The organism is Klebsiella sp. Shm-1 (assembly GCF_040804525.1).
Lineage (GTDB): Bacteria > Pseudomonadota > Gammaproteobacteria > Enterobacterales > Enterobacteriaceae > Klebsiella > Klebsiella pneumoniae.
The window spans coordinates 2,898,303-2,923,629 of record NZ_CP161823.1; the positions used below are offsets into that span (position 1 = coordinate 2,898,303).

24 protein-coding genes are annotated in these 25,327 nt (G+C 55.6%); 7 read left to right on the forward strand and 17 right to left on the reverse strand.

The features are described from left to right. Positions 1-66: 66 nt before the first annotated feature. The 4 genes from pspD to pspA are packed head-to-tail and all read right to left on the reverse strand — an operon-like array spanning position 67 to position 1,621. The gene (pspD, locus tag AB1E37_RS14230; RefSeq protein WP_002901915.1) at positions 67-285 is read right to left on the reverse strand and encodes a phage shock protein PspD; all 219 of its coding nucleotides are present in this window, start codon (positions 283-285) and stop codon (positions 67-69) included. Between the two features lie 28 nt (positions 286-313). Then, the gene (gene pspC, locus AB1E37_RS14235) at positions 314-673 is read right to left on the reverse strand and encodes an envelope stress response membrane protein PspC (RefSeq protein ID WP_002901913.1); all 360 of its coding nucleotides are present in this window, start codon (positions 671-673) and stop codon (positions 314-316) included. Then, the gene (gene pspB / locus AB1E37_RS14240) at positions 673-897 is read right to left on the reverse strand and encodes an envelope stress response membrane protein PspB (RefSeq protein ID WP_002901911.1); all 225 of its coding nucleotides are present in this window, start codon (positions 895-897) and stop codon (positions 673-675) included. The genes pspC and pspB overlap by 1 nt, the downstream gene beginning before the upstream one ends. 55 nt (positions 898-952) lie before the next feature. Next, the gene (gene pspA / locus AB1E37_RS14245) at positions 953-1,621 is read right to left on the reverse strand and encodes a phage shock protein PspA (RefSeq protein ID WP_032447501.1); all 669 of its coding nucleotides are present in this window, start codon (positions 1,619-1,621) and stop codon (positions 953-955) included. A gap of 152 nt (positions 1,622-1,773) precedes the next feature. Between pspA and pspF the strand changes: the two genes are divergently transcribed. Continuing rightward, entirely contained in the window at positions 1,774-2,763 is a 990-nt protein-coding gene (pspF, locus tag AB1E37_RS14250) for a phage shock protein operon transcriptional activator (protein WP_004148137.1), read from the forward strand. On the opposite strand, the gene AB1E37_RS14255 is transcribed toward pspF, so the two are convergent. Genes AB1E37_RS14255 through AB1E37_RS14265 form a run of 3 tightly spaced genes read right to left on the reverse strand, consistent with a single transcriptional unit; the run spans position 2,754 to position 5,339 of the window. Beyond that, positions 2,754-3,590, reverse strand: coding sequence for an MFS transporter (locus AB1E37_RS14255; protein ID WP_020805926.1), 837 nt, complete (start codon positions 3,588-3,590; stop codon positions 2,754-2,756). The two genes, pspF and AB1E37_RS14255, sit on opposite strands and share 10 nt — an antisense overlap. Continuing rightward, entirely contained in the window at positions 3,518-4,144 is a 627-nt protein-coding gene (locus tag AB1E37_RS14260; RefSeq protein ID WP_223809861.1) for an MFS transporter, read from the reverse strand. Before AB1E37_RS14260 ends, AB1E37_RS14255 begins: the two co-directional genes overlap by 73 nt. 25 nt (positions 4,145-4,169) lie before the next feature. Next, the gene (locus tag AB1E37_RS14265; protein ID WP_023279938.1) at positions 4,170-5,339 is read right to left on the reverse strand and encodes a M20 aminoacylase family protein; all 1,170 of its coding nucleotides are present in this window, start codon (positions 5,337-5,339) and stop codon (positions 4,170-4,172) included. Between the two features lie 171 nt (positions 5,340-5,510). Here AB1E37_RS14265 and AB1E37_RS14270 point away from each other — a divergent pair, with 171 nt between their 5' ends. After that, positions 5,511-7,820 (forward strand): helix-turn-helix domain-containing protein, encoded by a 2,310-nt coding sequence (locus AB1E37_RS14270; RefSeq protein WP_032447500.1) that lies wholly within the window; start codon positions 5,511-5,513, stop codon positions 7,818-7,820. Here AB1E37_RS14270 and AB1E37_RS14275 read toward each other — a convergent pair. Beyond that, a complete protein-coding gene (locus AB1E37_RS14275) occupies positions 7,799-8,629 on the reverse strand; it encodes a helix-turn-helix transcriptional regulator (RefSeq protein ID WP_032447499.1) in 831 nt (276 codons plus the stop codon). The genes AB1E37_RS14270 and AB1E37_RS14275 overlap by 22 nt on opposite strands. A 107-nt stretch (positions 8,630-8,736) precedes the next feature. Between AB1E37_RS14275 and AB1E37_RS14280 the strand changes: the two genes are divergently transcribed. The 4 genes from AB1E37_RS14280 to AB1E37_RS14295 all read left to right on the forward strand — a co-directional run bounded on the left by AB1E37_RS14280 (position 8,737) and on the right by AB1E37_RS14295 (position 13,457). Further along, positions 8,737-9,645 carry an SDR family oxidoreductase gene (locus AB1E37_RS14280; RefSeq protein ID WP_004190601.1) on the forward strand — a complete coding sequence of 303 codons (909 nt, stop codon included), beginning with the start codon at positions 8,737-8,739 and terminating at the stop codon, positions 9,643-9,645. A 333-nt stretch (positions 9,646-9,978) separates the two neighbouring features. Further along, the gene (sapA, locus tag AB1E37_RS14285) at positions 9,979-11,622 is read left to right on the forward strand and encodes an ABC transporter substrate-binding protein SapA (RefSeq protein ID WP_002901817.1); all 1,644 of its coding nucleotides are present in this window, start codon (positions 9,979-9,981) and stop codon (positions 11,620-11,622) included. Continuing rightward, positions 11,619-12,584: a putrescine export ABC transporter permease SapB gene (gene sapB, locus AB1E37_RS14290; RefSeq protein ID WP_002901816.1), complete on the forward strand. Its 966-nt coding sequence runs from the start codon at positions 11,619-11,621 to the stop codon at positions 12,582-12,584. The genes sapA and sapB overlap by 4 nt, the downstream gene beginning before the upstream one ends. Positions 12,585-12,785: 201 nt before the next feature. Next, a complete protein-coding gene (locus AB1E37_RS14295; RefSeq protein WP_048985174.1) occupies positions 12,786-13,457 on the forward strand; it encodes an SOS response-associated peptidase in 672 nt (223 codons plus the stop codon). 11 nt (positions 13,458-13,468) lie between these two features. Here AB1E37_RS14295 and AB1E37_RS14300 read toward each other — a convergent pair whose 3' ends face one another. The 5 genes from AB1E37_RS14300 to AB1E37_RS14320 form a co-directional block, all read right to left on the reverse strand. Beyond that, positions 13,469-14,578, reverse strand: coding sequence for a YecA family protein (locus AB1E37_RS14300; RefSeq protein ID WP_273665872.1), 1,110 nt, complete (start codon positions 14,576-14,578; stop codon positions 13,469-13,471). A gap of 66 nt (positions 14,579-14,644) precedes the next feature. Beyond that, the gene (locus AB1E37_RS14305) at positions 14,645-15,910 is read right to left on the reverse strand and encodes a Y-family DNA polymerase (protein WP_273665871.1); all 1,266 of its coding nucleotides are present in this window, start codon (positions 15,908-15,910) and stop codon (positions 14,645-14,647) included. Between the two features lies 1 nt (position 15,911). Then, the gene (locus tag AB1E37_RS14310) at positions 15,912-16,331 is read right to left on the reverse strand and encodes a translesion error-prone DNA polymerase V autoproteolytic subunit (protein ID WP_002901812.1); all 420 of its coding nucleotides are present in this window, start codon (positions 16,329-16,331) and stop codon (positions 15,912-15,914) included. A gap of 549 nt (positions 16,332-16,880) precedes the next feature. After that, entirely contained in the window at positions 16,881-17,303 is a 423-nt protein-coding gene (locus AB1E37_RS14315) for a hypothetical protein (RefSeq protein ID WP_001333465.1), read from the reverse strand. Positions 17,304-17,353: 50 nt separating this feature from the next. Next, positions 17,354-17,893 (reverse strand): recombinase family protein, encoded by a 540-nt coding sequence (locus AB1E37_RS14320; RefSeq protein WP_087661438.1) that lies wholly within the window; start codon positions 17,891-17,893, stop codon positions 17,354-17,356. A 314-nt stretch (positions 17,894-18,207) separates the two neighbouring features. Here AB1E37_RS14320 and AB1E37_RS14325 point away from each other — a divergent pair, with 314 nt between their 5' ends. Next, on the forward strand, positions 18,208-18,852 hold the full coding sequence (locus tag AB1E37_RS14325; RefSeq protein WP_069012973.1) for a hypothetical protein: 645 nt from the start codon (positions 18,208-18,210) through the stop codon (positions 18,850-18,852). Between the two features lie 54 nt (positions 18,853-18,906). Here AB1E37_RS14325 and AB1E37_RS14330 read toward each other — a convergent pair whose 3' ends face one another. The 4 genes from AB1E37_RS14330 to AB1E37_RS14345 form a co-directional block, all read right to left on the reverse strand. After that, the gene (locus AB1E37_RS14330; protein ID WP_110225387.1) at positions 18,907-19,641 is read right to left on the reverse strand and encodes a hypothetical protein; all 735 of its coding nucleotides are present in this window, start codon (positions 19,639-19,641) and stop codon (positions 18,907-18,909) included. A 12-nt stretch (positions 19,642-19,653) separates the two neighbouring features. Next, positions 19,654-21,807: a hypothetical protein gene (locus AB1E37_RS14335; protein WP_284302638.1), complete on the reverse strand. Its 2,154-nt coding sequence runs from the start codon at positions 21,805-21,807 to the stop codon at positions 19,654-19,656. 77 nt (positions 21,808-21,884) lie between these two features. Next, complete coding sequence (locus AB1E37_RS14340) at positions 21,885-24,947, reverse strand: host specificity factor TipJ family phage tail protein (protein WP_273665873.1); 3,063 nt, start codon at positions 24,945-24,947, stop codon at positions 21,885-21,887. Then, positions 24,944-25,324 carry a nitrite transporter gene (locus AB1E37_RS14345; RefSeq protein WP_273665874.1) on the reverse strand — a complete coding sequence of 127 codons (381 nt, stop codon included), beginning with the start codon at positions 25,322-25,324 and terminating at the stop codon, positions 24,944-24,946. The genes AB1E37_RS14340 and AB1E37_RS14345 overlap by 4 nt, the downstream gene beginning before the upstream one ends. Positions 25,325-25,327 lie beyond the last annotated feature (3 nt).

Below are 25,327 nucleotides of genomic sequence, written 5' to 3' on the forward strand. Positions count from 1 at the left end.
TCATAAGCTATCTGCCGGGGATAAGCAGGACAACGTTAATCCTTTTGCGCCTTCCCCACGGCGGCATTATTTCATCCCGCGCGTGACGCGGTTGGCCAGCCGGCTGAGCAGCGGCTCCAGCGCCACCGCCAGCAGCATTTTCAGCGGCCGACGCGCGACCGATTTAACCGCCCAGCCGGCAACGCCCGCCGGGCCATAACGCAGCGCGGTCAGCAGCGCCAGCTTACCGACGATTTTCAGACCGGGCTTCACCTGCTGCCCGGCGCGTTGCCATTTGCTATTCATGCGTTGCCTCATTCGTTAAAAACAGGGTTTACAGCTGGCGAAAGCGGCTGCGCAGCGTAAAGGTGTCGGAGGTCACATACCGCTCCATTTCACGCAGACGCTGTTCACCGGAGGCCAGTTCGGCATCCACGGCGGCCAGCAGATCGCCATTGCTCGGCGCTTTATGACCGTACAGCTCGCTGTCCGGTATCGGATCCAGAGCAAAAGTCAAAATGATGTAGGCCACCAGGACAAAGAAAAAGAGGCCGAAAATCATCGCCAGCACGGTAATCAGGCGCACCAGCTTCACCGGGACATCAAGATGCTGAGCAATGCCCGCGCAGACGCCCTTTACCATCCCGCGCTGCGGGATACGCCACAGTTTTTTATTCAGATCCAGCCCGGCCATTATTTGTCCCTCCAGTTCGGATGTTCGGCGTCCAGGATCGCTTCCAGCGCCTGAATGCGTTCGCGCATCCGCTTCGCGTCATCGGTCAACTGCAGCAGCCGTTGCTGCTCATTTTGCGTCAGACTGCCGTTGGCGCCGCGATTGTTGTAGTGCAGCCACAGCCAGACCGGCAGAACAAACAGCACAAACAGCGTCAGCGGAATGGCGAGAAAAAGCATGCTCATGTGTACTCCTTACAGGGGGTGAGCCGCGGCGCAACGCCGCGCCGCGCAATCATACTTACTGGTTGGACTGATTCATTTTGGCTTTCAACGCCGCCAGCTGCTCGCTGATTTCATCGTCCGCTTTCAGTTCGGCAAACTGCTGATCCAGCGTCTGCTGCTTGCCAAAGCGGTGGCTCTCCGCTTCCGCTTCCATCTGATCGATGCGACGCTCAAAGGATTCAAAGCGCGCCATCGCCTCATCCAGTTTACCGCTGTCCAGCTGGCGACGCACATCGCGGGATGAACTCGCCGCCTGATGGCGCAGCGCCAGCGCCTGCTGACGGGCGCGGGTTTCGCTAAGTTTGTTCTCCAGCTCGCCAATCTCTTTTTTCATCCGCGCCAGGGTTTCATCCACCAGCTGCACTTCATGATCCAGCTGAGCGATAAGGTCGGTCAGCTTTTGTTTTTCGATCAGCGCCGCCCGGGCCAGATCTTCTTTCTCTTTGCGCAGGGCCAGCTCGGCTTTTTCCTGCCATTCCGCCTGCTGGGCGACCGCCTGCTCAATACGACGGGACAGCTGTTTCTTTTCCGCCAGCGTGCGGGCCGATGTCGAACGCACCTCAACCAGCGTGTCTTCCATCTCCTGGATCATCAGACGCACCAGCTTTTGCGGGTCCTCCGCTTTCTCCAGCAGGGAGTTGATGTTGGCGTTCACGATGTCGGCAAAACGAGAAAAAATACCCATAATTTCAATCCTCATAGTTCTGGTTTCAGGCATTCACCTGTGGCTTAGCTAATACAAATGGCGTGCCAACTTTTTATCTTATTGATTTTAAACAGGGTGGTTGCGAAACGTGCTGGGCATTGCTACAGTCACCTGGTTAATTACACTACTTAATGGCGAAATTCATCATGGCGCAGTACAAGGATAATCTGCTGGGCGAGGCCAACAGCTTTCTCGAGGTGCTGGAACAGGTTTCCCGGCTGGCCCCGCTGGATAAACCGGTGCTGGTCATCGGCGAGCGCGGCACCGGGAAAGAGCTTATCGCTAACCGTCTCCACTACCTCTCCAGCCGCTGGCAGGGGCCGTTTATCTCGTTGAACTGCGCGGCGCTGAACGATAATCTGCTCGACTCGGAGCTGTTCGGCCACGAAGCCGGGGCTTTCACCGGGGCCAGCAAGCGCCATCCCGGGCGCTTCGAGCGCGCCGACGGCGGGACGCTGTTTCTCGATGAGCTGGCGACAGCCCCAATGCTGGTGCAGGAGAAGCTGTTAAGAGTGATTGAATATGGCGAGCTGGAGCGCGTGGGCGGCAGCCAGCCGCTGCAGGTTAACGTCCGGCTGGTGTGCGCCACCAACGCTGACCTGCCGCAGATGGTCGAGGAAGGTCATTTTCGCGCCGACCTGCTCGACCGCCTGGCCTTCGACGTGGTACAGCTCCCCCCGCTGCGCGACCGGCAGAGCGACATCATGTTGCTCGCCAACCAGTTTGCCATCCAGATGTGCCGCGAACTCGGTCTGCCGCTGTTTCCCGGCTTTAGCGAACGAGCGACCGCGACGCTGCTCGGCTACCGCTGGCCGGGGAATATTCGCGAACTGAAGAACGTGGTTGAGCGCTCGGTGTATCGCCACGGCGACAGCGAACATGAGCTGGACGCGATTATTATTAACCCTTTTCGTCAGTCCCCCGGCTCTCCGCCGGAAGCCGCGCCCGGCGATGAGCTGCCCGCGCTACCGCTGGATCTGCGCGATTTCCAGCTCCAGCAGGAAAAACGCCTGCTGCAGCGGAGTCTGGAGCAGGCGAAGTATCATCAGAAGCAGGCGGCGGAGCTGCTGGGATTAACCTATCACCAGCTCCGCGCGCTGCTGAAAAAGCATCAGCTGTGAGAGGCGCGCGGCAGCAGCAGCGCGCTCACCGCCATCGCCCCCAGACATAAGACGGCGTTAAACCACAGGGCATACTGGGCGGCATGGGCCATGCCCAGCGGTAAAAACAGCGCGAAAAGTGACGCTGTCACGGCGATACCCATCGCCCCGCCCAGCGAGCTGCCCATCTTATAGATCCCCGAGGCGACGCCGATTTTGTTCTCCGGGGCATTGGCCACCGCGGTATCCGTCGATGGCGTGGCGTAGCAGCCCAGCCCGAGGCCAAACAGCACGTTGCTGGCGAACACCACCCCGATATACAGCGCCTTTTCGAGAAAGGTGCAGGATATCAGCGCGATGGCGATAGCGGTCAACACCGGACCGGCCATCATCGGCAGCCGGGCGCCATAGCGCTGCAGCAGCTTCTCGCCGACCCGGATCATCGCCAGGACGGTCACCAGATAGCCGAGTGTCATCATCCCGCTCTCCAGCGGCGTCAGGTGGTGCCCTTGCTGCAGCCAGATGCTGGCGATCATCATGGTGCCAATCGCCCCATTGAGCAGAAAGTTCGACAGCACTGCCGCACCGTAGGCCCGATTGCGGAACAGCGCAAAATCAATCAGCGCCGCCTCACCTTTGCGCATGCCGTTGCGGATAAATATCGTCCCCGCCGCCAGCGCCCCGGCCAGCATGGTCAACGACAGCGGGCTGCTCCAGCCCCAGCCGTGGCCCTTGCTGATAAACAGATTCACCAGCACCAGCGCAACAATCAGGCTCAGCAGACCGCCGACGTCCAGCTTATGCTGGCTGGCGCTGGCGCTGCGGCTCTCCGGCGTGCCGCGCAGCAAAAACAGCGCCAGCAGGGCAACGGCGATCGAGAAGACGAAGATCCAGCGCCAGCCCAGACCGGTGGCGATAGCCCCGCCGACGAAGGAACAGAGACCGCTGCCGCCCCACGAGCCGATGACCCAGAAGCTGACCCCCGCTGCCGCGCACGCCCCTCATACCAGGTCTTAATCAGCGCCAGCGTCGCCGGCATAATGCAGGCTGCCGACAGCCCCTGCAGCACCCGGCCGGCCAGGAACAGCCCCGGTCCCTGAGCAACCACCAGCATGGCGCTGCCGACGATACTCAGCCCCAGCCCGAGGGTGGTCATCCGCATCCGGCCAAACTTGTCCGCCAGGCCGCCGCTGGCGACCACGAAGCAGCCGCTGAACAGCGCGCTGAGACTGACGGCCAGAGTTAAGGTTTCAAGAGAGATATCAAGGCTGCTTTTCATCGCCGGCACCACGTTAATCACCGACTGGGCGAACAGCCAGAAGGTTAAAACGCTTAACACAATCCCCACCAGCAGGCGATCGTTGCCGACAAACGGGGTGTCGCTTATTGTGACAGTGCTCATCGCATGGCCCTCCCGTTTCTCGTGATTAGCGCAGATAGCGTTCCGTCAGGCCGCACCACAGCGCCGCGCCGGTCAGCAACAGCGCGTCGTTGAAGTCATACCCCGGGTTATGCACCATGCAGCGGTCAGGCTCGTCGCCAGCGCCGATGGTGAAATAGCTGCCATGCGGGTGCTGCTCCAGCATGAAGGCAAAATCTTCACTGCCCATAAACGGCTTCACCTCGCCCACCTGCTCTGCGCCAAACAGCGCTGTCGCCACCTCCCGCACCATGGCGTTCGTCGCCGGATCGTTACGCAACACCGGGCTGCCGTTGACGTGGGTCAGCGTGGCGGTGGCATTGAAGCTCTCCGCCTGGGCCACGGCGATATCATGGATCCGCTGCAGCACGGTCTCGCGCACCTGCTCATTGAGGGTGCGCACCGTGAGCTTCATCAGCACGTGATCGTTAATGATATTGGGCGCATGACCGGCCTGGATGCTGCCGACGGTCACCACCGCCGGCTCAAACGGGGTGATATTGCGCGAGACAATGGACTGTAGCGCGAGGGTAATATGGCAGGCCACCAGCGTGGCATCCACCGTATGCTCCGGCACCGCGCCGTGGCCGCCAACGCCCTTCACTTCAATATGCAGCGTATCGGAGGAGGCCATCATCGCCCCGTCGCGCAGGCCGATCTTGCCCAACGGCTGACCCGGCATATTGTGCAGGCCGAAGATGGCGTCGCAGGGGAACTGATCAAACAGACCGTCCTCGACCATTACCCGCCCGCCGTACAGCAACTCTTCCGCGGGCTGGAAAATCAGCTGCAGCGTGCCGGTAAACTGCCGGGTGCGCGCCAGATATTCAGCTGCGTAGAGCAGCGTGGTGGTGTGCCCGTCATGGCCGCAGCCGTGAAAGCGCCCTTCAACCTGGCTTGCCCACGGCTTACCGCTCCCCTCCTGCATCGGCAGGGCATCCATATCCGCCCGCAGGCCAAGGCGTTTTTTCCCCTCGCCGACGCGCAGCGTGCCCACCACTCCGGTGCCCGCCAGGCCGCGGTGAACCTCGTATCCCCACTCGCCAAGCAGTCGGGCGACCTCGCTGCTGGTCTGGTGCTCTTCAAAGCCGATCTCCGGCTGCTGGTGGAACCGACGACGCAGAGCGATAAATTGCGCCTCGTTAACCTGCAATGCTTCTAGCAACGGATGTGTCATTTTTGTTATTCCTGTGTTGTGTTTGCACGACACCTTCGAGTTTATGCGGGTGCCTCAGCTTGCAGGCGCGCTTTTTTGTTTTATATTGACGAAAAATCAATGAGTGTTTTTCATACATATCGGTTATGACAAAAAACAACCGGTTGTTTTTTGTCTACAGAGGAGAGTCATGTGGAGCAGCATTCAGGCGACTTTAGCGTCACCGTACGCGATGTGCGTCAGCTGACCCAGCCGGAAAGCGATCTGCTGACGCTGCTGTGGGTACTGGAGGGAAGCGTAAATCTGGCGGTGGCGGAAGGTGCGTCGCAGCCGCTCGCCGCCGACGGGCTGGCGATCGTTAACCGCAACCGTCGCTGGAGCCTGTGCAGCGCCGGGGCTAACGCCGTGATGATCCTCACCCTCTCCGCCAGCTGGCTGGCCCGCCTCGATAATGCCTTTTTTGCCGTCGATTACCAGATAACGCCGCGCACCCGGGATGCCGATGACGGCCTGCGCCGCCTGATGCGCCAGCTGCTGGTGAGCGGCCTGGTCAATCATCCTGGCCATTACCGACTGGAGGCCAACCGCTGGCTGAGTGAGATAGCGCTGCTGCTGGCCACGCGCTTTAGCCAGCCCATCGCCTCCACGCCCCGGCGCGATACCGAAAAATGGAGCCGGAGAATAGCCAGCGTGGTGGCGCGGATCGACGCTAACTATCAGCGTCGCCTCTCGTTGCAGGAGGTGGCGGCCGCGGAATTTGTCTCCGAGGCCTGGCTGTCACGCTTATTTCGCAAAGAGGTCGGGGTAAGTTTTGTCCAGTACCTCACCGCGCTGCGCCTGCGCCACGCCGCCGACCAGCTATTAACCACCCGCAAAACCGTCCAGCAAATCGCCCGCGAACAGGGATTCGCCAGTACGCGAATGATGAGCGATTTGTTTAAGCGCCAGCACGGCGTGACGCCGCGCCAGTATCGTGAACAGCATCCTCTGGAGCTTGCCCGACCGCGCCCGCCGCAGGCCGATCGCTGGCAGCCGGTGGCGGCCGACCGGCTGTATGCGCGACTCAATGAGCCGGAACCACGCGACCGGGAAAGTCCCCCCCTGCCGATCAACCCACCGCAGACCCGGGAGATCAATCTGCGCGATCGTCCAGCGCGCCCCGTAGCGCTGCGCCATACCCGGATGGTGGTGACCGTGCGCGAACTGGACGATCTGCTGCGCGAAGATGTGCGCCGGGAACTCGAACAGCTGCACCACGCCCTGCCGGTGTATGCCATCGATATCAACGATCCCTTTCTCAGCAGTCGGCTGTTCGGCACCGGCTGGGACGATCCGCAGATGGCCGGCTACGCCTGCTGGTACAACCTGCAGCAGATTTTTAGCTGGCTGGCGGCGATGGGCTGGCAGGTGATCCTGCACACCGGCGTCACCACCCGCAGTGACCTGCTGCAGCGCTTCCTGCAGCTCGCCGCCAACCATTTTCCGCCAGCCACGCTCAACAGCTGGCGCTTTGTCTGGCACTGGTCGCCGCAGGCCAGCGAAGCTGCGCGCCAGGCCGCCTGGCGGCAGCAGCGCGGGGTCCTTCATCGCCTGCTGCCGCAGCCGCAGCTGGGGATCTGGCACCGCTTTGCTCCCGGCGATCCCGGGAACGATCCGCTGTTCCACTCGCCGCTGCTGGCAGAGGCGGATTTTCTCGCCTGCCAGGCAGATGCCAACGAACAGCTGGATCTGGCCCAGGCAGACAGCAGCCGCCTGGCCTCCAGCGAACATTACCCGCTGCACAAGCTGCGGCAGATCCACAGCGCCCTGCGCCAGCGTCAGCTCAACCTGCCGCTGTGGCTGCTCTCCTGGAATACGCTGACTGGCGATACGCGGGATACCAACGGCCGCTTTTTTCGCGGCGCGCTGCTGATGGATAATCTGCTGGGGGTGGCGGACCAGGTCTGGCTGGCGGGCTTCTGGTTAAATTCAGGCCTCCAGGGCGAAGCTCGCGCCAACGGCAAGCTCGATACCTCCAGCCTGGCGCTGCACTATCTGCACGGCCTGCCGCGCCCGGTTTACTGGGTACTCTGGCTCTGGCGGCGGCTGCGCGGCGAGATCCTGGTTCACGATAAAAACCTGCTGCTGCTCCACCACCAGGGTCACTACCAGCTGCTGCTGCGCAATACGGTGGTCTACAATCCCTGGCTCTCCAGCGAAGCGGCCTTTATCCAGCGCTTCAGCCAGCCCTACAGCGTGCGGCTGCAGGGCCTGGATGGCAGCTGGCGCATCAAACAGCACCTGTTCGATCAGCACCACGGCGCGTTGTTCCCGCTGGTGGACGCCTTTCGCAGCCGCAGCGGCCCTGACGCCGAGGATTATCAGTGGCTGATGCATCAGGCCCGTCCGGCGCTCAGCGTGGATGAAGCCAGGCTCGATGGCTATTGGCTGCGGATCGACTCGCTGCAGAGCAATGCGCTGGTGCTGTACGAGTTTACCCCTCAGTCGCCCACAGCCCCCTGAAGTAAACCGTGAATTTTCCGCTGGCTCTCCGTCGTTGCCGGATTAAAGACCAGCAGGGAAAGATCGGGACGGCCCTCCACGGCAAAGGAGGTAAATTCCAGGTCGAGCGGACCCATCTGCGGGTGATTAATGCGCTTATAGCCCTCGCCGTGGCCGGCGACGTCATGGCTTTGCCAGAAACGGGCGAACTCGACGCTCTGCTGGCTGAGCTCCGCGATCAACTGGTCAGTTTCTTTCGTGGCGCCCATCCGCGTGACGTCGGCGCGGAAGGCGTTGACGATAAGCTGCCCCACCCTCTGCCAGTCCTCCAGAGTGCAGCGGGCCTCCGGCCGGGTAAACAGGCGGCGCAGCACGTTGCGCTCCGCCAGCGGCAGTTGGCTGTAGTCGGTCAGCACCCTGGCCGCCGGTGCGTTCCAGGCGATGACGTCCCAGCTGGCGGTGCGGATAATCGCCGGAATGGTGAAAGCGTCAAGCACCCGCTGCAGCCGCGGCGTCATATCATCCGTCACCGTCAGACGCGTCTGCGGCGGATGGCCAAAGGCGAGAATAAACAGATGCTCGCGCTCCGGGGTGGTCAGCCGCAGACCGCGGGCGATCCGCTCCAGCACCTCGCGGGAAGGCGCCCCGCCGCGCCCCTGTTCAAGCCAGGTATACCAGGTCGGGCTGATGCTGGCGAGCTGCGCGACCTCTTCGCGGCGCAGCCCCGGGGTGCGCCGGCGTCCCGCCGGGAAGCCAAACGTTGCCGGATCGAGACGCTGGCGGCGGGCGCGGAGAAAATCGCCTAAAGCATGGTTCTCAGAAGTGTTCATCATCTGCCTGTGGGTTCTGCCTGTTAGAATTTATACCCCGATAATGTCTCTACTTTTATAGTATGACATCGCAGGTAGGATACGCCTGAAACCCATTCAGGAGATCCATGATGCGTATATTTCTTACCGGCGCGAGCGGATTTATCGGCTCACGTATTCTTCCGGCGCTGCAGGCGTCGGGCCATCAGGTTATCGGCCTCGCGCGCAGCGAAAGCACCGCACAGGCCCTGAAGGCGGCCGGCGCCGAGGTGCATCGCGGCACGCTGGATGCCCCGGAGTCGCTGCTGGCTGGCGTCGGGAACGCCGACGCGGTGATCCATACCGCCTTCGACCACGACTTCAGCCGCTTTGCCGCTAACTGCGAGAAAGACCGCCAGGCGATCCTGGCCCTGGGCCAGGCGCTGCGAGGCAGCACGCGGCCGCTGGTGATCACCTCCGGCACGCTGATGGGCGACGACGGGAGCGGCGCCCCGGCCCGGGAGTCGTTCTTCAACTCAGGGCACCCCAGCCCGCGCACCGCCTCAGAGCTCGCCGGCCAGCAGTTGCTGGAGGCGGGAGTGGATGTCAGGGTGGTCCGCTTACCGCAGGTGCATGACACCGTGCGTCAGGGACTGCTGACCTGCTACATCGAACGCGCGGTCGCCAACGGGGCGGTAGCCCTGCGCGGCGAGGGAAGCAACCGCTGGTCAGCCGCCCATGTCGATGACGTCGCACGTCTGTATGTCAGCGCGCTGCTTCAGGGCGCGGCCGGCGAGCGCTATCATGCGGTGGCCGAAGAGGGGATCGCATTACGCGATATTGCCGCGGTAATTGCCCACGGATTAAACCTGCCGCTGACCCACCTGGATGACTCGCAGGTCGACGCCTGGTTCGGCTGGTTTGCGCCGTTTACCGCCCTTGACCTGCGCGCCAGCTCGGCATGGACCCGCGAGCGCTTGCAGTGGCAGCCGGTTGGCCCCGGGCTGCTGGAGGACCTGCAGAACATGGACTATCATAAAGTGACACTGTCACAATAATCGAAACACGCTCCCCCTGTATCACACCCGACGGGTACGGCTAGTCGCCCGTCGGGTCATCGGCTTTCTCCCCGCTATACTGAATCTATTCTCTAGCGTCCGCACGTCGTCGCCGTTTGGTCAACCGCGGCCAAACAGAGCTGACTGGCGATATCGGCGATAAAAAGTTACCATGTTTCACTATACAGACTCGGTTCCGCGACTATTTTAATCAATTGACTGAATACTATACGCACCCGGTAACCGCATTATCCCTCAGGCTTGTTGAAGGCGGTGGTGAATGTCTATTAATCTTAATAAGATAGAGTTCAGCTCTATAATCAAACAGAAAATATGCGCCTGAAATTGTCATCTCTCCTGGCAGCCGTTTCCCTGCTGTGTGGGCCAGCTTTTGCCGCCCCTGCGCTCCCCGACCGCGCCGATATCCGCGATAGCGGTTTCGTCTATTGCGTCAGCGGCCAGGTTAATACCTTTAACCCGCAGAAAGTCAGCAGCGGCCTGATTGTCGATACGCTGGCCGCTCAGATCTACGATCGTCTGCTTGACGTCGATCCCTATACCTACCGGCTGGTCCCCGAGCTGGCGGAGAGCTGGGAAGTTCTCGATAACGGCGCCACCTACCGCTTTCACCTGCGCCGCCACGTCCCGTTTCAACGCACGGCGTGGTTTACCCCGACGCGGGACTTTAATGCCGATGACGTCATTTTTACCTTTGGCCGTATTTTTAACCGCGACCATCCGTGGCACAACGTCAACGGCAGCAGCTTCCCCTACTTCGACAGTCTGCAGTTTGCTGACAGCGTGGAGAGCGTCCGCAAGCTGGATAATCAGACCGTGGAGTTTCGCCTCAAGCGGCCGGACGCCTCGTTCCTCTGGCATCTGGCCACCCACTATGCGTCAATTACCTCTGCCGAATATGCCGCCCGCTTAACGCAGGACGACCGCCAGGAGCAACTGGACCGCCAGCCGGTTGGCACCGGCCCGTTCCAGCTATCCGATTACCGCTCCGGACAATATGTTCGCCTGCAGCGCCACCCCGGCTACTGGCGCGGCAAACCGTTGATGCCCCAGGTGGTGGTCGACCTTGGCTCCGGCGGCACCGGCCGCCTGTCGAAACTGCTGACCGGAGAATGCGACGTGCTGGCCTGGCCGGCCGCCAGCCAGTTGACGATCCTGCGTGACGACCCGCGCCTGCGCCTGACGCTGCGCCCGGGAATGAACATCGCCTGGCTGGCCTTCAACACCGCCAAGCCGCCGCTGGATAATCCTGAGGTGCGCCATGCCCTGGCGCTGGCGATTAACAACCAGCGCCTGATGCAGTCCATCTACTATGGCACCGCGGAGACGGCGGCGTCCATGCTGCCGCGGGCCTCGTGGGCCTACGATAATGACGCTAAAATTACCGAATATAATCCGCAGGAGGCCCGCGCCCGCCTGAAAGCCCTGGGTCTGGAAAACCTGACCCTCAAGCTGTGGGTGCCCACCAGCTCGCAGGCGTGGAATCCCAGCCCGCTGAAAACGGCGGAGCTTATCCAGGCGGATATGGCGCAGATTGGCGTTAAGGTGATTATTGTGCCGGTAGAGGGACGTTTCCAGGAGGCGCGCCTGATGGACATGAGCCACGACCTGACGCTCTCCGGCTGGGCGACGGACAGTAACGATCCGGACAGTTTCTTCCGACCGCTGCTGAGCTGCGCGGCCATCGCCTCGCAAACCAACTTTGCCCACTGGTGTAACCGGGAGTTTGACGACGTGCTGCAAAAAGCGCTGCTCTCGCAGCAGCTCTCCTCGCGGATGGACGCTTACAAAGAGGCGCAGCGGATCCTCGCCCGCGAACTGCCGGTCCTGCCGCTGGCCTCGTCGCTACGGCTGCAGGCCTACCGCTATGATATGAAAGGCCTGGTGCTCAGCCCTTTCGGTAACGCTTCGTTCGCTGGCGTATCGCGGGAAAATACTGAAGAGGTGAAAAAGCCATGATTATTTTTACCCTGCGCCGTCTGCTGCTGCTGCTGATCACCCTCTTTTTTCTGACCTTTGTCGGTTTCAGCCTGAGCTATTTCACCCCTCATGCCCCACTGCAGGGCGCTTCCCTGTGGAATGCGTGGCTGTTCTGGTTTGAAGGGGTGCTGCACTGGGATTTCGGCGTCTCCAGCATTAACGGCCAGCTGATTTCTGAGCAGTTGCGCGAGGTTTTCCCGGCGACCATGGAGCTGTGCATCCTCGCCTTCGGCTTTGCCCTGCTGATAGGCATTCCGGTGGGGATGATCGCCGGCGTAATGCGCAATAAATGGCCCGATACCCTGATCAGCGCCGTCGCGCTGGTCGGTTTCTCGATCCCGGTCTTCTGGCTGGCGCTGCTCCTGACCCTCTTCTTTTCCCTGACCCTCGGCTGGCTTCCTGTCTCCGGTCGCTTCGATCTGCTGTATGAGGTGAAAAATGTCACCGGTTTCGCGCTGATCGACGCCTGGCTTTCGGACTCGCCGTGGCGCCATGAGATGATCGTCAGCGCCGCCCGGCATATGGTGCTGCCGGTATTGACCCTGGCGGTCGCCCCCACCACCGAAGTGATCCGCCTGATGCGCATTAGCACCAGCGAGGTGTATGACACTAACTATGTAAAAGCGGCCGCCACCCGCGGCGTGTCGCGACGCAAAATTCTACTGCGCCATGTGCTGCACAACGCCCTGCCGCCGGTGATCCCGCGTCTCGGCCTGCAGTTTTCCACCATGCTCACCCTGGCGATGATCACTGAGATGGTGTTCAGCTGGCCTGGACTAGGCCGCTGGCTGATCAACGCTATTCGCCAGCAGGACTACGCGGCGATCTCCGCCGGAGTGATGGTGATTGGCGCGCTGGTGATTATTGTCAACGTAATTTCCGATATTCTCGGTGCCATGGCTAACCCACTGAAACATAAGGAATGGTATGCCCTACGATAGCACCTACTCAATAAACTATTTTATCAATTAAAAGCAATGAGTTAGTATTTAAAATCATTCTGTGATTCTGATTTTAATACACAATTTTGTACACATTATTTTTAACGTCATCTCCGACAGTCATTAGTTCGATGGCTGTCGGAGTTCCCTTCCGACTCCTCCACACCTTCTATACTTTCAGTCTGACCACTGGAGGTTGATATGTGCGGACGCTTTTCCCAGTCAATGAGCCGCGAAGATTCTCTTTCCTATCTTGCCGATGAAGCCGATCGTGACATCGCTTATGACCCCGTACCAATCGGCCGGTACAACGTGGCGCCAGGGACAAAGGTTTTGCTCCTGAGCGAACGCGACGAGCAGTTGCATCTTGATCCAGTACACTGGGGTTACGCCCAGGGATGGTGGGATAAACCACCGCTGATTAATGCTCGAGTAGAAACCGCGGCCACCAGCAGGATGTTTAAGCCGCTATGGCAACATGGCCGGGCGATCTGCTTTGCTGATGGTTGGTTCGAATGGAAGAAGGAAGGCGACAAGAAGCAGCCATACTTCATCCATCGTGCCGATGGCCAACCGATATTCATGGCAGCAATCGGAAGCACACCATTTGAACGCGGAGATGAAGCAGAAGGATTTCTGATCGTCACTGCAGCAGCTGATAAAGGTCTGGTAGATATTCACGACCGCCGGCCGCTGGTGTTGTCACCAGAAGCAGCCAGGGAATGGATGAGACAGGATATAGGAGGGAAAGAGGCTGAGGAGATAGCCGTCGACGGCGCCGTGCCAACCGACCATTTTACTTGGCACCCTGTTTCAAGCGCAGTTGGTAATGTGAAAAATCAATACGCTGAACTATTAAAAAATATAAATTAAACATTCTTTAATTAAATTTCAATGATTTCATTTACTGTTATAGCATTGTAGTTATTATAATCATGAGAAATAAGTCCTAAATCATAAACATGCATTCTTACTCCCTGCATCAATAACTCATTTATATATCCCTGTTTATCCCCCTGAGAGTCCCACCACTCCTCTGATGCAAAAACATTCTCCATAAATGAAAGGATATGATTTGTAAGTTTGTCACCTAAGAGATGTCTGGAGCATTTCTTAATAGATGCAATAAACTTTTGAATTACGTTATTATCTTCTGGTAACCATGAAAAAATCACGTAACCATTACCATCTAAAGCTAAAACATTTGTGATTATATATTCAGGTCTCGCGTCTTCTTTTGTTATTTCTTGAATTTCGTTACCTAGAATATCAACAATTGGGGCATAAATGCCACATGCCATTACTTTTGGGGGTTCCTCAAGTTTTATAATTAAATGCTTTAATGCACTAAATGTATTATCTTTGATTGACGACTCAATTTCATCCTTAATATAACTCAAATCCTTTAAACTTAATCTTGTACCTTCAATATTCTCATTCACTTGTCTTGCCCATGCCAACTGGGCCTGGAAGTCCCATCCTCTATCGAATATCCTGCTTGCCTCTACAACTTTTAGATTTGCCTCTTTAACATAGAATTCTCTCATCAAAGGCCTGTAAGCAAGCATAGTGCATTGCTTGTTATTTGCTATAAACTCTTCATCCTCAATGCAGGAAAAAAGCATTTTATCATGATAAGAACAGAATCCTGTGAAAGTTAATGCTTTGTTAATTCCTATTTTATCAAAACTAAGCACACCATTATGCCTTTCAAATGCATCAAAACCTTTACTTGTTCCTAATACATGACCATTCTTTGCGATTTCCTTTAGACTATTTGATTTTGATAATGTATGAGCCTTAACGATCTTGCGCTCACATTCGTGTTTTAAATCATCAGGAACACTACACTTACTTACATTTGTAAATAGTTTAAGAACTGAATTAACATCGCCTCGATCTATATTTTTTTCCCTTTCTCTTCCCAAGTGACATTTTTTATATTTCTTTCCTGACCCACACCAGCAAGAATCATTTCGCCCTATCTTTGCCATATACATGACACCTCACTTAAGTTAGCCATAAGATATTATCAAGTTGTTATTACATACTAACTCCTATCATTTTACAACTAGCACATCTTGAATACGCGTTGTATATCTCGGAGAAAGCATTTCACGCTTCATCTGCCAGGTGGTCTGGATCCCCTGACCTGCAAAATAGAGAGTTCCCCTCCCGTCCTTTGCATTGAGGTGGTCGAGAACTTCCATCAGTTTCTCGCTGTTCTGCCGTGGCGCATTGTCATCAAACAGGTTCAGCTGCGCGACACCCAGGCTATAGAAATCACCGAGCATGATCCCCGCTTTCTGATACCTGTGCCCTTCGACCCAAATCGCATCCAGGCACTTTACCGCGGCATTGATGATATCCCGGCTATCCTGCGTGGGCGTTAGTAACTTAATGGACCCGCTGTTGCCGTAGTATTTTTCGTTCAGCGCAAAGGGAGATGTCTTCACAAAGGTGGAGATGTAACGACAATACTGATGCTCTCCACGAAGTTTCTCTGCGCCTCTGGCCGCATATGAACAGATAGCCTGGCGCATTTGCTCATAGGTGGTAATGCGCTCCCCGAACGACCGGCTGCAGACGATTTCCTGTTTCACTGGCGAAAACTCTTCCAGCTCAAGACACGGCTCGCCGCGAAGCTCCCGGACGGTTCTCTCAAGCACAACGTTGAAGTGTTTACGGATAAAGCGGATATCCGTATCAGCTAGCTGCAGGACGGTTTTTATCCCCATAGCTTCAAGCTTTTTGCTTATACGGCGGCCAACACCCCAGACCTCATCCACCGGCAGCAAAGCCATCAACTTCCTCTGTCTTTCCAGATTAGACAGATCCACCACTCCTCCGGTCTGTCGCTGCCACTGTTTCGCAGCGTGATTGGCCAGCTTTGCCAGGGTTTTAGTCTGGGCTATGCCGACGCCGACCGTGAGGTGCGTCCTGCGCAGAACCGTCTCGCGAATTTCTCTGCCAAATTCGGTAAGATCGCGACAGTTACGAACACCAGTAAGATCGCAAAATGCCTCATCAATACTGTAAATTTCGCAGCGTGGAGAGATTTCCTCCAGCGTTGTCATCACTCGGTTGGACATATCGGCATAAAGCTCATAGTTGCTGCTAAACGCGATAATACCGTGCCGGCGAAAAATATCCTTTTGTTTGAAGTACGGCTCACCCATTTTAACGAAGGGCTTCGCCTCTGGTGAACGGGCGATCACACAGCCGTCGTTGTTTGACAGTACGACCACCGGACGCCCTTTCAGGTCAGGACGGAAAACAGTTTCGCAGGATGCGTAAAATGAGTTCACATCGCAAAGTGCAAACATCTCAGCCAGCCGATTTGATGATGTAAGTTACGACCCCGAACACATCGAGAGTATCCTCGCTACCCACGACTATCGGCGAATATGCAGGGTTCATTGGGTTAAGCTGAACCCGCGGATGCAGCTGCAGCTTCTTAACGGTGAATTCCCCATCCACTGCAGCGATAACGATATCGCCATGAACTGCTGTCCTTGAGCTATCCACAACAAGAAGATCACCTTCCCCTATGCCGGCATCCTTCATGCTGTCGCCGGCGGCTTTGACAAAATACGTCGCACTGGGGTGGTTAACGAGCAACTCGTTCAGATCGATACGTTGCTCAACGTAATCCTGTGCAGGGCTTGGAAAACCACATTGCACAAGGTCACTGTACAACGGGATCAGCATGATCTCACGTAACTCAACGGGCGTGTAAAACTGCATAATTGACTCGCTCAGATTAACACTGTTTTTATATACAGTAGTTTTAGCAGGACGACATATCAATATAGGCTCTGGCTATCAATTTACGCCATTGACGTAACACATTGATGTAACGAGTAAGGTTAGTCTGAAAGTGTTTTCAGGCCTTAGCTGTTTGATGGTTTTGCGAACAATGCAAGGTTAAAATTTTTCAGCTATGGCAATGCCTTCATAGCAAATTGTTCACCTGCGATCTCTTGCATACGGTTCGCAGGTGAGCAAACTTAACCGGCTGGAAAATATTTATAAATCGTCTTCACCCCCTCCTATCACATAGACCGCCGATCCAATGTTTTAACTGCTCAGACCAGAAATATCTGGAAGCTTTAGGCATCTTCTTGGAAGATAGATGAGCGCAAAGACGCACACAGCAATGATGTTATGTAGTATTTTCCCCTTGAGTGTGCCTGCTCAAGGGGATTTTTTATCGCCGTATTGTACTGGCAAATATTTGTAAATAGTCTTCACCCCCACGCCTGTCACATCGGCCACACGCTACTGGACAGGCGCTTAGTCCGGTATGTTTCTCGCGCTACTACTGCTTACGTTAACGTCTGGTAATGATCTAGCGGCGCGACGTAAAGCGGCGTTGAAAGCAATTATAGTGACCGGCCGGCGATGGTACTTCACACGGTTAGAATGACTCTGAAATAAATAAACATCTTCTGGATAGCGTTCTCTTCTACGAGCAATCATCGCCTCCACTGGAGGGGTTGATTTAACACGTAGCTCCTTCAGGTGACCCTGTTTTCGTATCAGTATCAAGTCACCATCAATATCATCATATCGAATACTCAGCAGCCTTCCAGCGCTTAAACCCGTGTGAAAAATTAACGCCCACAAGTCAGCCCATGTATCTGAGATGGAAACAAGATTGCTGTTAATAGTTAAAAATTGCTCAAAACTTATTGTTTTCTTACCGTTCACGAACAAACCAAACTGTTTTCAAAACTGAAAGTACATATTATCTCAAATGTTACATATCACGGGAAGGGCAGGAATCCTTGATCGCGGACGGCAGCAGGAAAGTATTTGTAGATCGTCTTCACCCCCACCCCTATCACATCTGCGATCTGTTGCCGGGTAGCGCCGTTCTCCAGCATTCTGCGGCACCGCTCCACCACTACTTCAGTCATTACCCGGCGGCGGCCGCCGACTCTCCCCTGCTCCCTCGCTGCGGCTAAACCCGCTCGTGTACGCTCGACAATCAGCTCGCGCTCCATTTCCGCCAGGGCGCTCATGACGTGGAAGAAAAAGCGGCCTGCTGGCGTACTGGTATCGATGCTGTCGGTAAGGCTGCGGAAATTCACCCCGCGCGCCTGCAGCTCCGACACGAGTGTAATCAGATCACGCACGCTGCGGCCAAGCCGATCCAGTTTCCAGACCACCATCACTTGAGATGCCAAAATCTGTGAGCAGCTATCCATAACGCAAACTCGCCGGTTTACCTCATCACCAGAACGGCGCATCATGAGCTCGCAGTTAATCAAGTAATTTTCGGTGCGAACACTTTTTATTTTCATGGTCACGTTGGCTTCGCGCAGGGTGAATGCGTGGTTGAGCTTCGCCAGTTCGCGCTGAAAGTCCACGATTCGTACGATGCGGCGGCACGACAGTTCAACCTTGATGCTGTTTTTGAAAGCAAGCGGGAAATGATAATGATCTTGCAATCCACTGACTCTTATGGGATTAATGGTTTCATTATCTCCCCTATTTGCTCGATAAGCTTAGCTATTGCGTCTGGTAATTGAGATTAAAATGATTCATCGAGAATCCGGTTGATTATGTAGCGAAATTTCACTTATACAATCACAGCAAAGCATAATGAGGTTAGCATATGGAAGTCTTTAAATATTTCAAAGAGAAGTCTCACAAGGATGATTATCTAAATGGTAAAATCAGGCTAGGCACTTTGAATTATTACAGAGGAATTGAAAATGAAAAGCAAGGTGATGTTTTAGAGGGGCTTTCAAAATATAAAGTGCCATATCAGGAGTTCGATAAGACCGCATGGGATGAAGTCATCAAAGTTCAACCACAATTCGCACAACTTGTTGAAGTTGCCGAGGGTGGAACAGTTATTATGCGAGACTGTGAAACAGAAAGCTACTGCCATGATGAATATATAGTATGCGCAACAACTGTCAGAAATGATGACTATTTCAAGGAGGACTTTGGGGAGTTCTGTATCAAAATAGAACAACCAGATTTTTTTTGTGATTTAGTTGCCGATCAACTGTGCTTAAAATTCAAAAAAGATATCAGATATATCAATAAACCTGTTTCATATACTAAAGTTGAGTTAACGAACTTTTTGCAGCAACAAGATCCTGTTTTTACAAAACCCAAAATACCTTATGAAGGTCAAAATGAATTTCGATTCTTTTGGTTAATGAACCCACTTAATGACTCTGGTGAGCAAACGCTCACCATTGACATTGGTCAGAACTGGGCTAAAAAAATTTTTGTAGATTTGAAGTAAAGAAATTCCCCGGTATTTTAAAATGTACCGGGAAAATACATTCCTTGTAAAAAATCACATAATTAAACCAACAGCCTTAGCCCACGCCATCCACTGAGTGGCGGCTTTTGTAATTTCATCATCGGTCAGCGCGACATTGTGTAACGCAGACATTCGGTGAATCCCTGCGTTCGTTAGATCAGCCTGGTAACTACCGCCGATACGCAGTTTTGCCCCCAAATCCGCCGGGTCGCCCATATCTGTTGTTTTCTCTGCTGACAGAGCTTTGTTCAGGATTTGAAAGTCCATTTTTTGTCCAGATTTAAAACGTGCGCACACTAAATAGTTTGTGTTTGCCAGCAACCCACCGAGCGCGACTGTACGCTGCGTCGACGTGCTACCGTTGAGAGTGTTTACCGAAAAGTTCAGTGTCATGCTGGTAGATCCGGGCTGCGTCCTGAGCACTACGCCCTGCGTGGTTCCTGAGCCAGATTGCCGTGGCCCGTTAAAATTGCTGAGCAGCAGAATCTGTGAAAGGGTCGGACAGTTAAAGATTGTGAAAAAAGTAAAGTCCAGAGACTGAAGAATACCCGTATCAAGCAATGTGCCTGCAGGCGTAAACTGGACGCCATTTTCCTGCACAACAGGCGAACCCAGTACCGTTGCAGCTGCCCCATCCGGTGCGAGATTCCGACCAGTTTTATCTGCCTCTCCATAAAAATTCAAATATTTCAGGCCACGGCGAACTAGCGGGTCAAAACCCAGGCCTTTATCACCAAAATAACCCGGAACAATAATACGTGAACCCATAATTTGTTTTCCTTAAATAGCGATTGCCTGGCGACGAAATGCCACACAGGGGTTATTTAGTGGGTATGGACGGTTTACCAGCTCTGGAATATTTGATTCCGGATATTGCCCTGTCCCTTCGTGAAATTCGTAATTCGCAACAGCGACCGTTGTGTCGCTGTCAAACAGATTTCCGTTACCGTTACTTCCGGTCTGGCTGGCGTACCATAGATAAACATCGCCGGTCGTTTCACGCCCCAGCGTAATATCGACTACGGTATCGGCTACAATGTCGACACGCGTCACCGGAACGTCCCCGGCATCGTCAGTGACTCTGAATCCTTTTGCGGCATACGTCGTCGGAGATGAACCCACGTAGCATGATCGAAACTGAAGCGGCGGGCTCCACACCAGGAAATCCGCACGCAGGAATGTTCCGCTCAGCGTGACTGACAGGGGTTGCAGTGGACGCCAGTTCTGGCGACGATCAATTGCACGATGGAGCACTTTTCCGAACTGCATTCCCAGCCAGCGGTAGCCGTTCGCGTCAAGATGGCCACCCTTGTCGGTGACAGCATACGCCGGTGATGCCATCATTACGTTTGCATCTGCTGCACAGATATCGAGCTGAGCCTCGCCAATGCTCATATTCGTGCTGTCGCGCGTCCAGCTGCCGCTGGTCTGATACAGCACAGTCAGGGGGGGCTCTGTCTGCCCGGTGATAGCGGTAGTATCGGTAATGACATCATCAATGAGCTTTCTGAGGAGTGCTCTGTATTCTGCGCGGTCTGTCGCCCCTCCTTTTGTGCTGTCATAGTTATATTCATTGCCAAGATATAAAAAACCCACCACGCCGCAGGTTTTACCTTCGGTTTCAGCAATGGCTTTAATCTGGGTAACGGCTGAAATGATCCGGTTGTAGAATCCCCAGGAATGGCCTTTAGAGAGGTGTTCAATAATCTGCCCGCCCACACCGCAGTTCACAGCCACAATTTTGCGCTCATCCGTTACCACTCCCCGGAACTGTAACTGCATTTCCCGCCACATCCACATCGCGCCAATATCGACGGTTTCACCGAAATTGTTAGCCCCACGAGGCAGTGCGGCCACAGCCTCATCGGTCATAAGGTTTCCGCCGTCAGGAGGGGCGATTAAATCCTGCACCACCGCACGGGCTGATCTGATTTCAGCTCCGTTCAACGGCGTAAATGTTGAACCGTTCTCATTTTTTGGCCGGACGGAGTCACCGAGCATATTAATGTTCAGAGTAGCGTGAATGTCCTTGCTCAGTGCTGCCCATCCCTCAGTCCCGTTACTCAGCGACTGGCCGCCTGTGATCAGAATATTGTAATCGTAAACCGGGCGAGCAATACGCGTATTAATTTCGTCCCGTGCGGCAGCAGCAGCGGCAAGATTTGCTGAATTTCTGCGTGAAATGTCATCTATCCCATCGTTATTCTGATCGCTTTGCTCACCATTGAGATTCATCAGGACAAATCCCACACTGTCGCGAAATACAAAACCAGAAATATCCGCGTCAGATTCAGCACTGAATGCCTCAGTCACCAATCGCTGCTGCTCAACGACAGGCTGAACACTGTCAACAGAGCTGAGCAGAGGAGTCCCTATTTGCTGAATAACGAATCCGACGCTATCCCGGAATACAAAACCATCAATAAACTCATCATACTCAGCCGTCATCGCATTGCTTTGAATTGCATTCAGGCCGAATGCCGCCAGACGAAACCCCGCCTCATCATTAAGTGTCAGTAAAGGAGAATCAGCATCATCAGTAGCAATGAGAGATGAGATATAGTCAAGAACTGCCTGGATGGCCGCTTGAGAAGGCATTTTCCGCCCGGTAGGCTGCAGCGTCCCGCCAACGTTCATGACCTCAATCGCGAGGGCGCTGTCGTCCGGGCTGCGGTAATACGTCGTAGAGCCCTCCGGGATATTCGCGATGTCCGCCTGGGCAGCCGCCAGCGTCGCGTACTGCTTACTGAGCGGGATCAGGTTCTGCCTGATCTCATCGTTTTTCGCCATCATCTGGCGCCAGGTATCGAGCGGTTGCCCTGCACGGTCGTTAACCGTTCCGGCCGGACCGTTAACCAGCTCGTCAGCGCGCTTGACGTTATCCAGGAAAATTTCAGGCGTCGTCGTTCCCAAAGGCGGGTTAAGTTCGGCCATGTTTTTTTGCTCCAAAAAGAGGCTTCGCCCAAACGAGGGTTTGAGCGAAAGAAAAGTTGAAAGGGATTTTTTTGGTATTAAGCAGCGTCGCCGGGGTATGTGGCGTCGTCGTACTGGTAGAACGATTCGAGGTATTCTTTAGCGGTGACCTGACAGGTTCCGTCTGACTGCGGAGCGATCTCCTCTACAATGGCGTCGTAGACGTGGCGCGTTGAGCCGCAGAACACCAGGCGGATCGGCTCGATGGTTGCCGACGACAGGTCAACCTTCATCGGGTCATCAAACTCGCTCAGGTACGGGACTGACAGCTGAAAATCACCCACCCTGCTCGCCACCATCAGCCCGGATGCAGAGCCATCCTGATAGCGGATCAGCGCTCGGGGATTTTCGAAAGACCAGTCCAGCGGCTCCGTAACGGTGACCGTTGTCACGCCACCAGCCGTTGTCATCGCCTCCACCAGACAGGAAATCGTGTTGTTACCCGGAATATCATCCGTGAGCACAATGCGATCTCCCGTGTTGTAGCACAGCGCGTCCAGCTCGGTAGTGGTCTGGAACGTCACCCGCTGCTGCAGGTATTTCATCAGGCGACGCATGCCGATCTGATAGGCGTGATCCTGATTCAGTACCCCATCGAGTTTGTAGTTCTCGATTTTCACCGGCGTGGGCTTATCAGGCGTCCGGCATTTAACGGTCTCCTCCGCCCAGGTAGTCCCGTTGATGTATGTCACGTCGACGCCATCAAAATCATCGTCGGACGGTACGGTAAATCCGCTCTGCAGCTCCTCCACCATCTCATGCGGAGTGATCACGCCAGTCCAGGGCTTAATCCCCTCACGGTTGACCGTCGCCAGGCCATCACTCAGCAGAAAACGTGACTTCCCGGCATTGGCTATCTTCTGCAGCATTTCCAGCGCTGAGATACTGTCGCCCGTGGCGAAATCGAAATACTCGCCCCGTGGCGTCCAGTACGCGGATTCCAGCGCGTTGATGGTGTCGGCATCCATCTCCAGGCCCAATGAGTTCCCTACATGCAACAGCGCTCCCGAAATGGTTCTGGCCGTTCCTGAGTCGTAGGCCCGCGTGGCCACAACGTTTACGCGGCGGTCCGACTGCGCCGCCAGCTTCCCGCCCGTCTCAACGGTCACCGCCATCAGCGACACGCCGGGATAGGATGAAGGGCGCGTCAGCAGTCGCCCGCGCAGTGCCTGCCAGTACATACTGTCTCGCGCGTTGTTTGAGCCCTGCTCATTGCGCCGACGGCAGCGAACCTCTACCAGCCCCGGAGAGCTGAGGGTGATCCGCTCAGTGAAACCTAACCCGTTGACGTTTTTCAGCGCATACTCGCCCTGGTGACTCACCCACCCCGATCCGGAACCGTAGACGCGATACTGTATCTCCCACTCCACGTGGCGGATCCGTTTTTTGCCCTTACTGTCAAAGCCACAGATGCCGTTCGGGAAGGAGAAATTCACCTCGAATGCATCCACCACTTCATTCTCAGGGCATACGAGGAAAGGCCCCAGCCAGCTCAGCGTGTCGTTAAGACCAGTGGCCTCATAGTCGATCATCGTCCGGGCGGTGAATCCCGGCCATGACTCATCAACGGCACCATTAACCAGGCGCGCCACCGCCGCCGTCGTGCCGTCGGTAGAGACAATGCGGTACTCATTCCCGCGGTGAGCAAGTGAAAGCCGTTGCACCCCCTCCGGCATGCCGGAAAAGGCCGTTCCCGTGGCGCTGTTATAGGCAAGCGTCACATTCGCCGTTACCGCCGGGCTGCCGCCGGTTGATGCCGTGCCGGAGGTGTAAACCGGGGCATCACCGAAAACAGCTGCAGGCAGCGAAGAGGACGTGATCGCCCCACCCGCGAACGGACTGGCCGACTCGGTTATCAGTACGGTGCCGCCGTTGTCCTGGGCAACCAGGCCGGAGCCGGTGAGTCCCTCGGTGATGGCCGCCAGCAGTCCCGACATCGAGACATAGTTAGCCACCAGCGACACCGGGTAGGTAACCCCCTGCCAGGTGATCGTGAACGTGCTGGAGCTGGTCGAAAAATCGTAGGTGGTCGGGGCCGCACTGGCCTGGACTTTTGCCGCACTCCCCCCGGTGCCGGGCACTGCAGCCTGACCGGGGGTATATGACGCGATAAACAGATCGTAATCGACAGAGTTAAACCCCAGCGTCACCGGCATTCCAACCACCGGCGCGATCTCCGTCAGCAGCGGGCTTGCGATAACGCTGTATCCGGCCGCCGTGGTGATCTGGTAGTTCGCCGGGGCTTTAAGTTCGACCACGGCGCCAGCGACCCAGCTGGGCGGCAGTGCGTTATCGTTCTCGTCATTATCGTCATCATCATCCGTATCCAGCCCGGTAAACGTTACGCTCGAACCGGATACGGTCATGCTGTCTGCGATAATGTCGTCTGCGTCCGGCGACGTCTGGGCCATATCCAGCCCGGTGCCGGATGACGTCCCGCCCACTTCGGTGGAGTTGACCCAGTTTTCGCTGCGCTCATCACCGGAAACGTCCGCGCCTGGCGGGTAATGGGTGCTGCTGAATCCCGGTAGCGTTGAAGCTGGCGTACTGCCAACCCTGATATCGCCATTGGTATAAATCAGATCACCGACACCGAGACACAGCAGCATCTGGACGCGCATTTTCGTAGGATCGGCGGCATCGAACCGGGTAACGGGCTGCACCACATAATCCGGGTAGATACGCACGCGCCCAAAAACTTCACGAATCACATCACCCAGTTTCGCGCTGTTTGCTTTAGCGGGATTCAGGTCGAGGCTTCGCCCTGTGGATGAGGTATAGCCACCCTTATCGATGTTGCTCATCATGAAAAGGGAATAAGCCGCGGTTGCGACCGATACGCCAACAGCAATCCAGCCAAGTGTTACGGGGTCAAAGGGAACCGGATAGAACCTAACATCGCTTTTAGGCTGGATGATCTGAGTAGCCCAGTCAGCTGGCGCAACAGGTAAGCCATCCAGTTCAACAACCAAAGGTGGAAATTCTCTGTCGGAATAGTTTTCGACATTTTTTACCAGCCAGTCACGGATGCTGATGGTGTCGTGCTCATGCGTCTCGAGTGGCTGACCCGGCAGGCGGGAAGGGTATAATCTGATCGTCACTTCCAGAACTCCACTCGAACATAGCGACGCATAAAGCGAGACAGGGGCAGGAACATGACATTAGTAGCACTCCCACACTCTGCTACCATCAGTTCGCCATTGATTTTCACCACAACAGCAACATGCGTCACTGTCGAACCTGAGAAACAAGCCACCCCCGCTCCTTCACAGGGGTCGCAGCGTTCCAGTTTTAACATCAGTTTTCTGGCTTCTCGGTCGAGGCCTCCATCGTCTTTGGTCACCCCGGCGAAATCAGGCCATTCTGGCAAGCTGAGATCCCGCCGAATTTCGTTAACCAGACCGAAGCAGTCGAGTCGGGGAAACGTTCTTCCGCCCTTCTGCCATACGACTGAAAGGTATTTATCAGGGTTAAACATTGG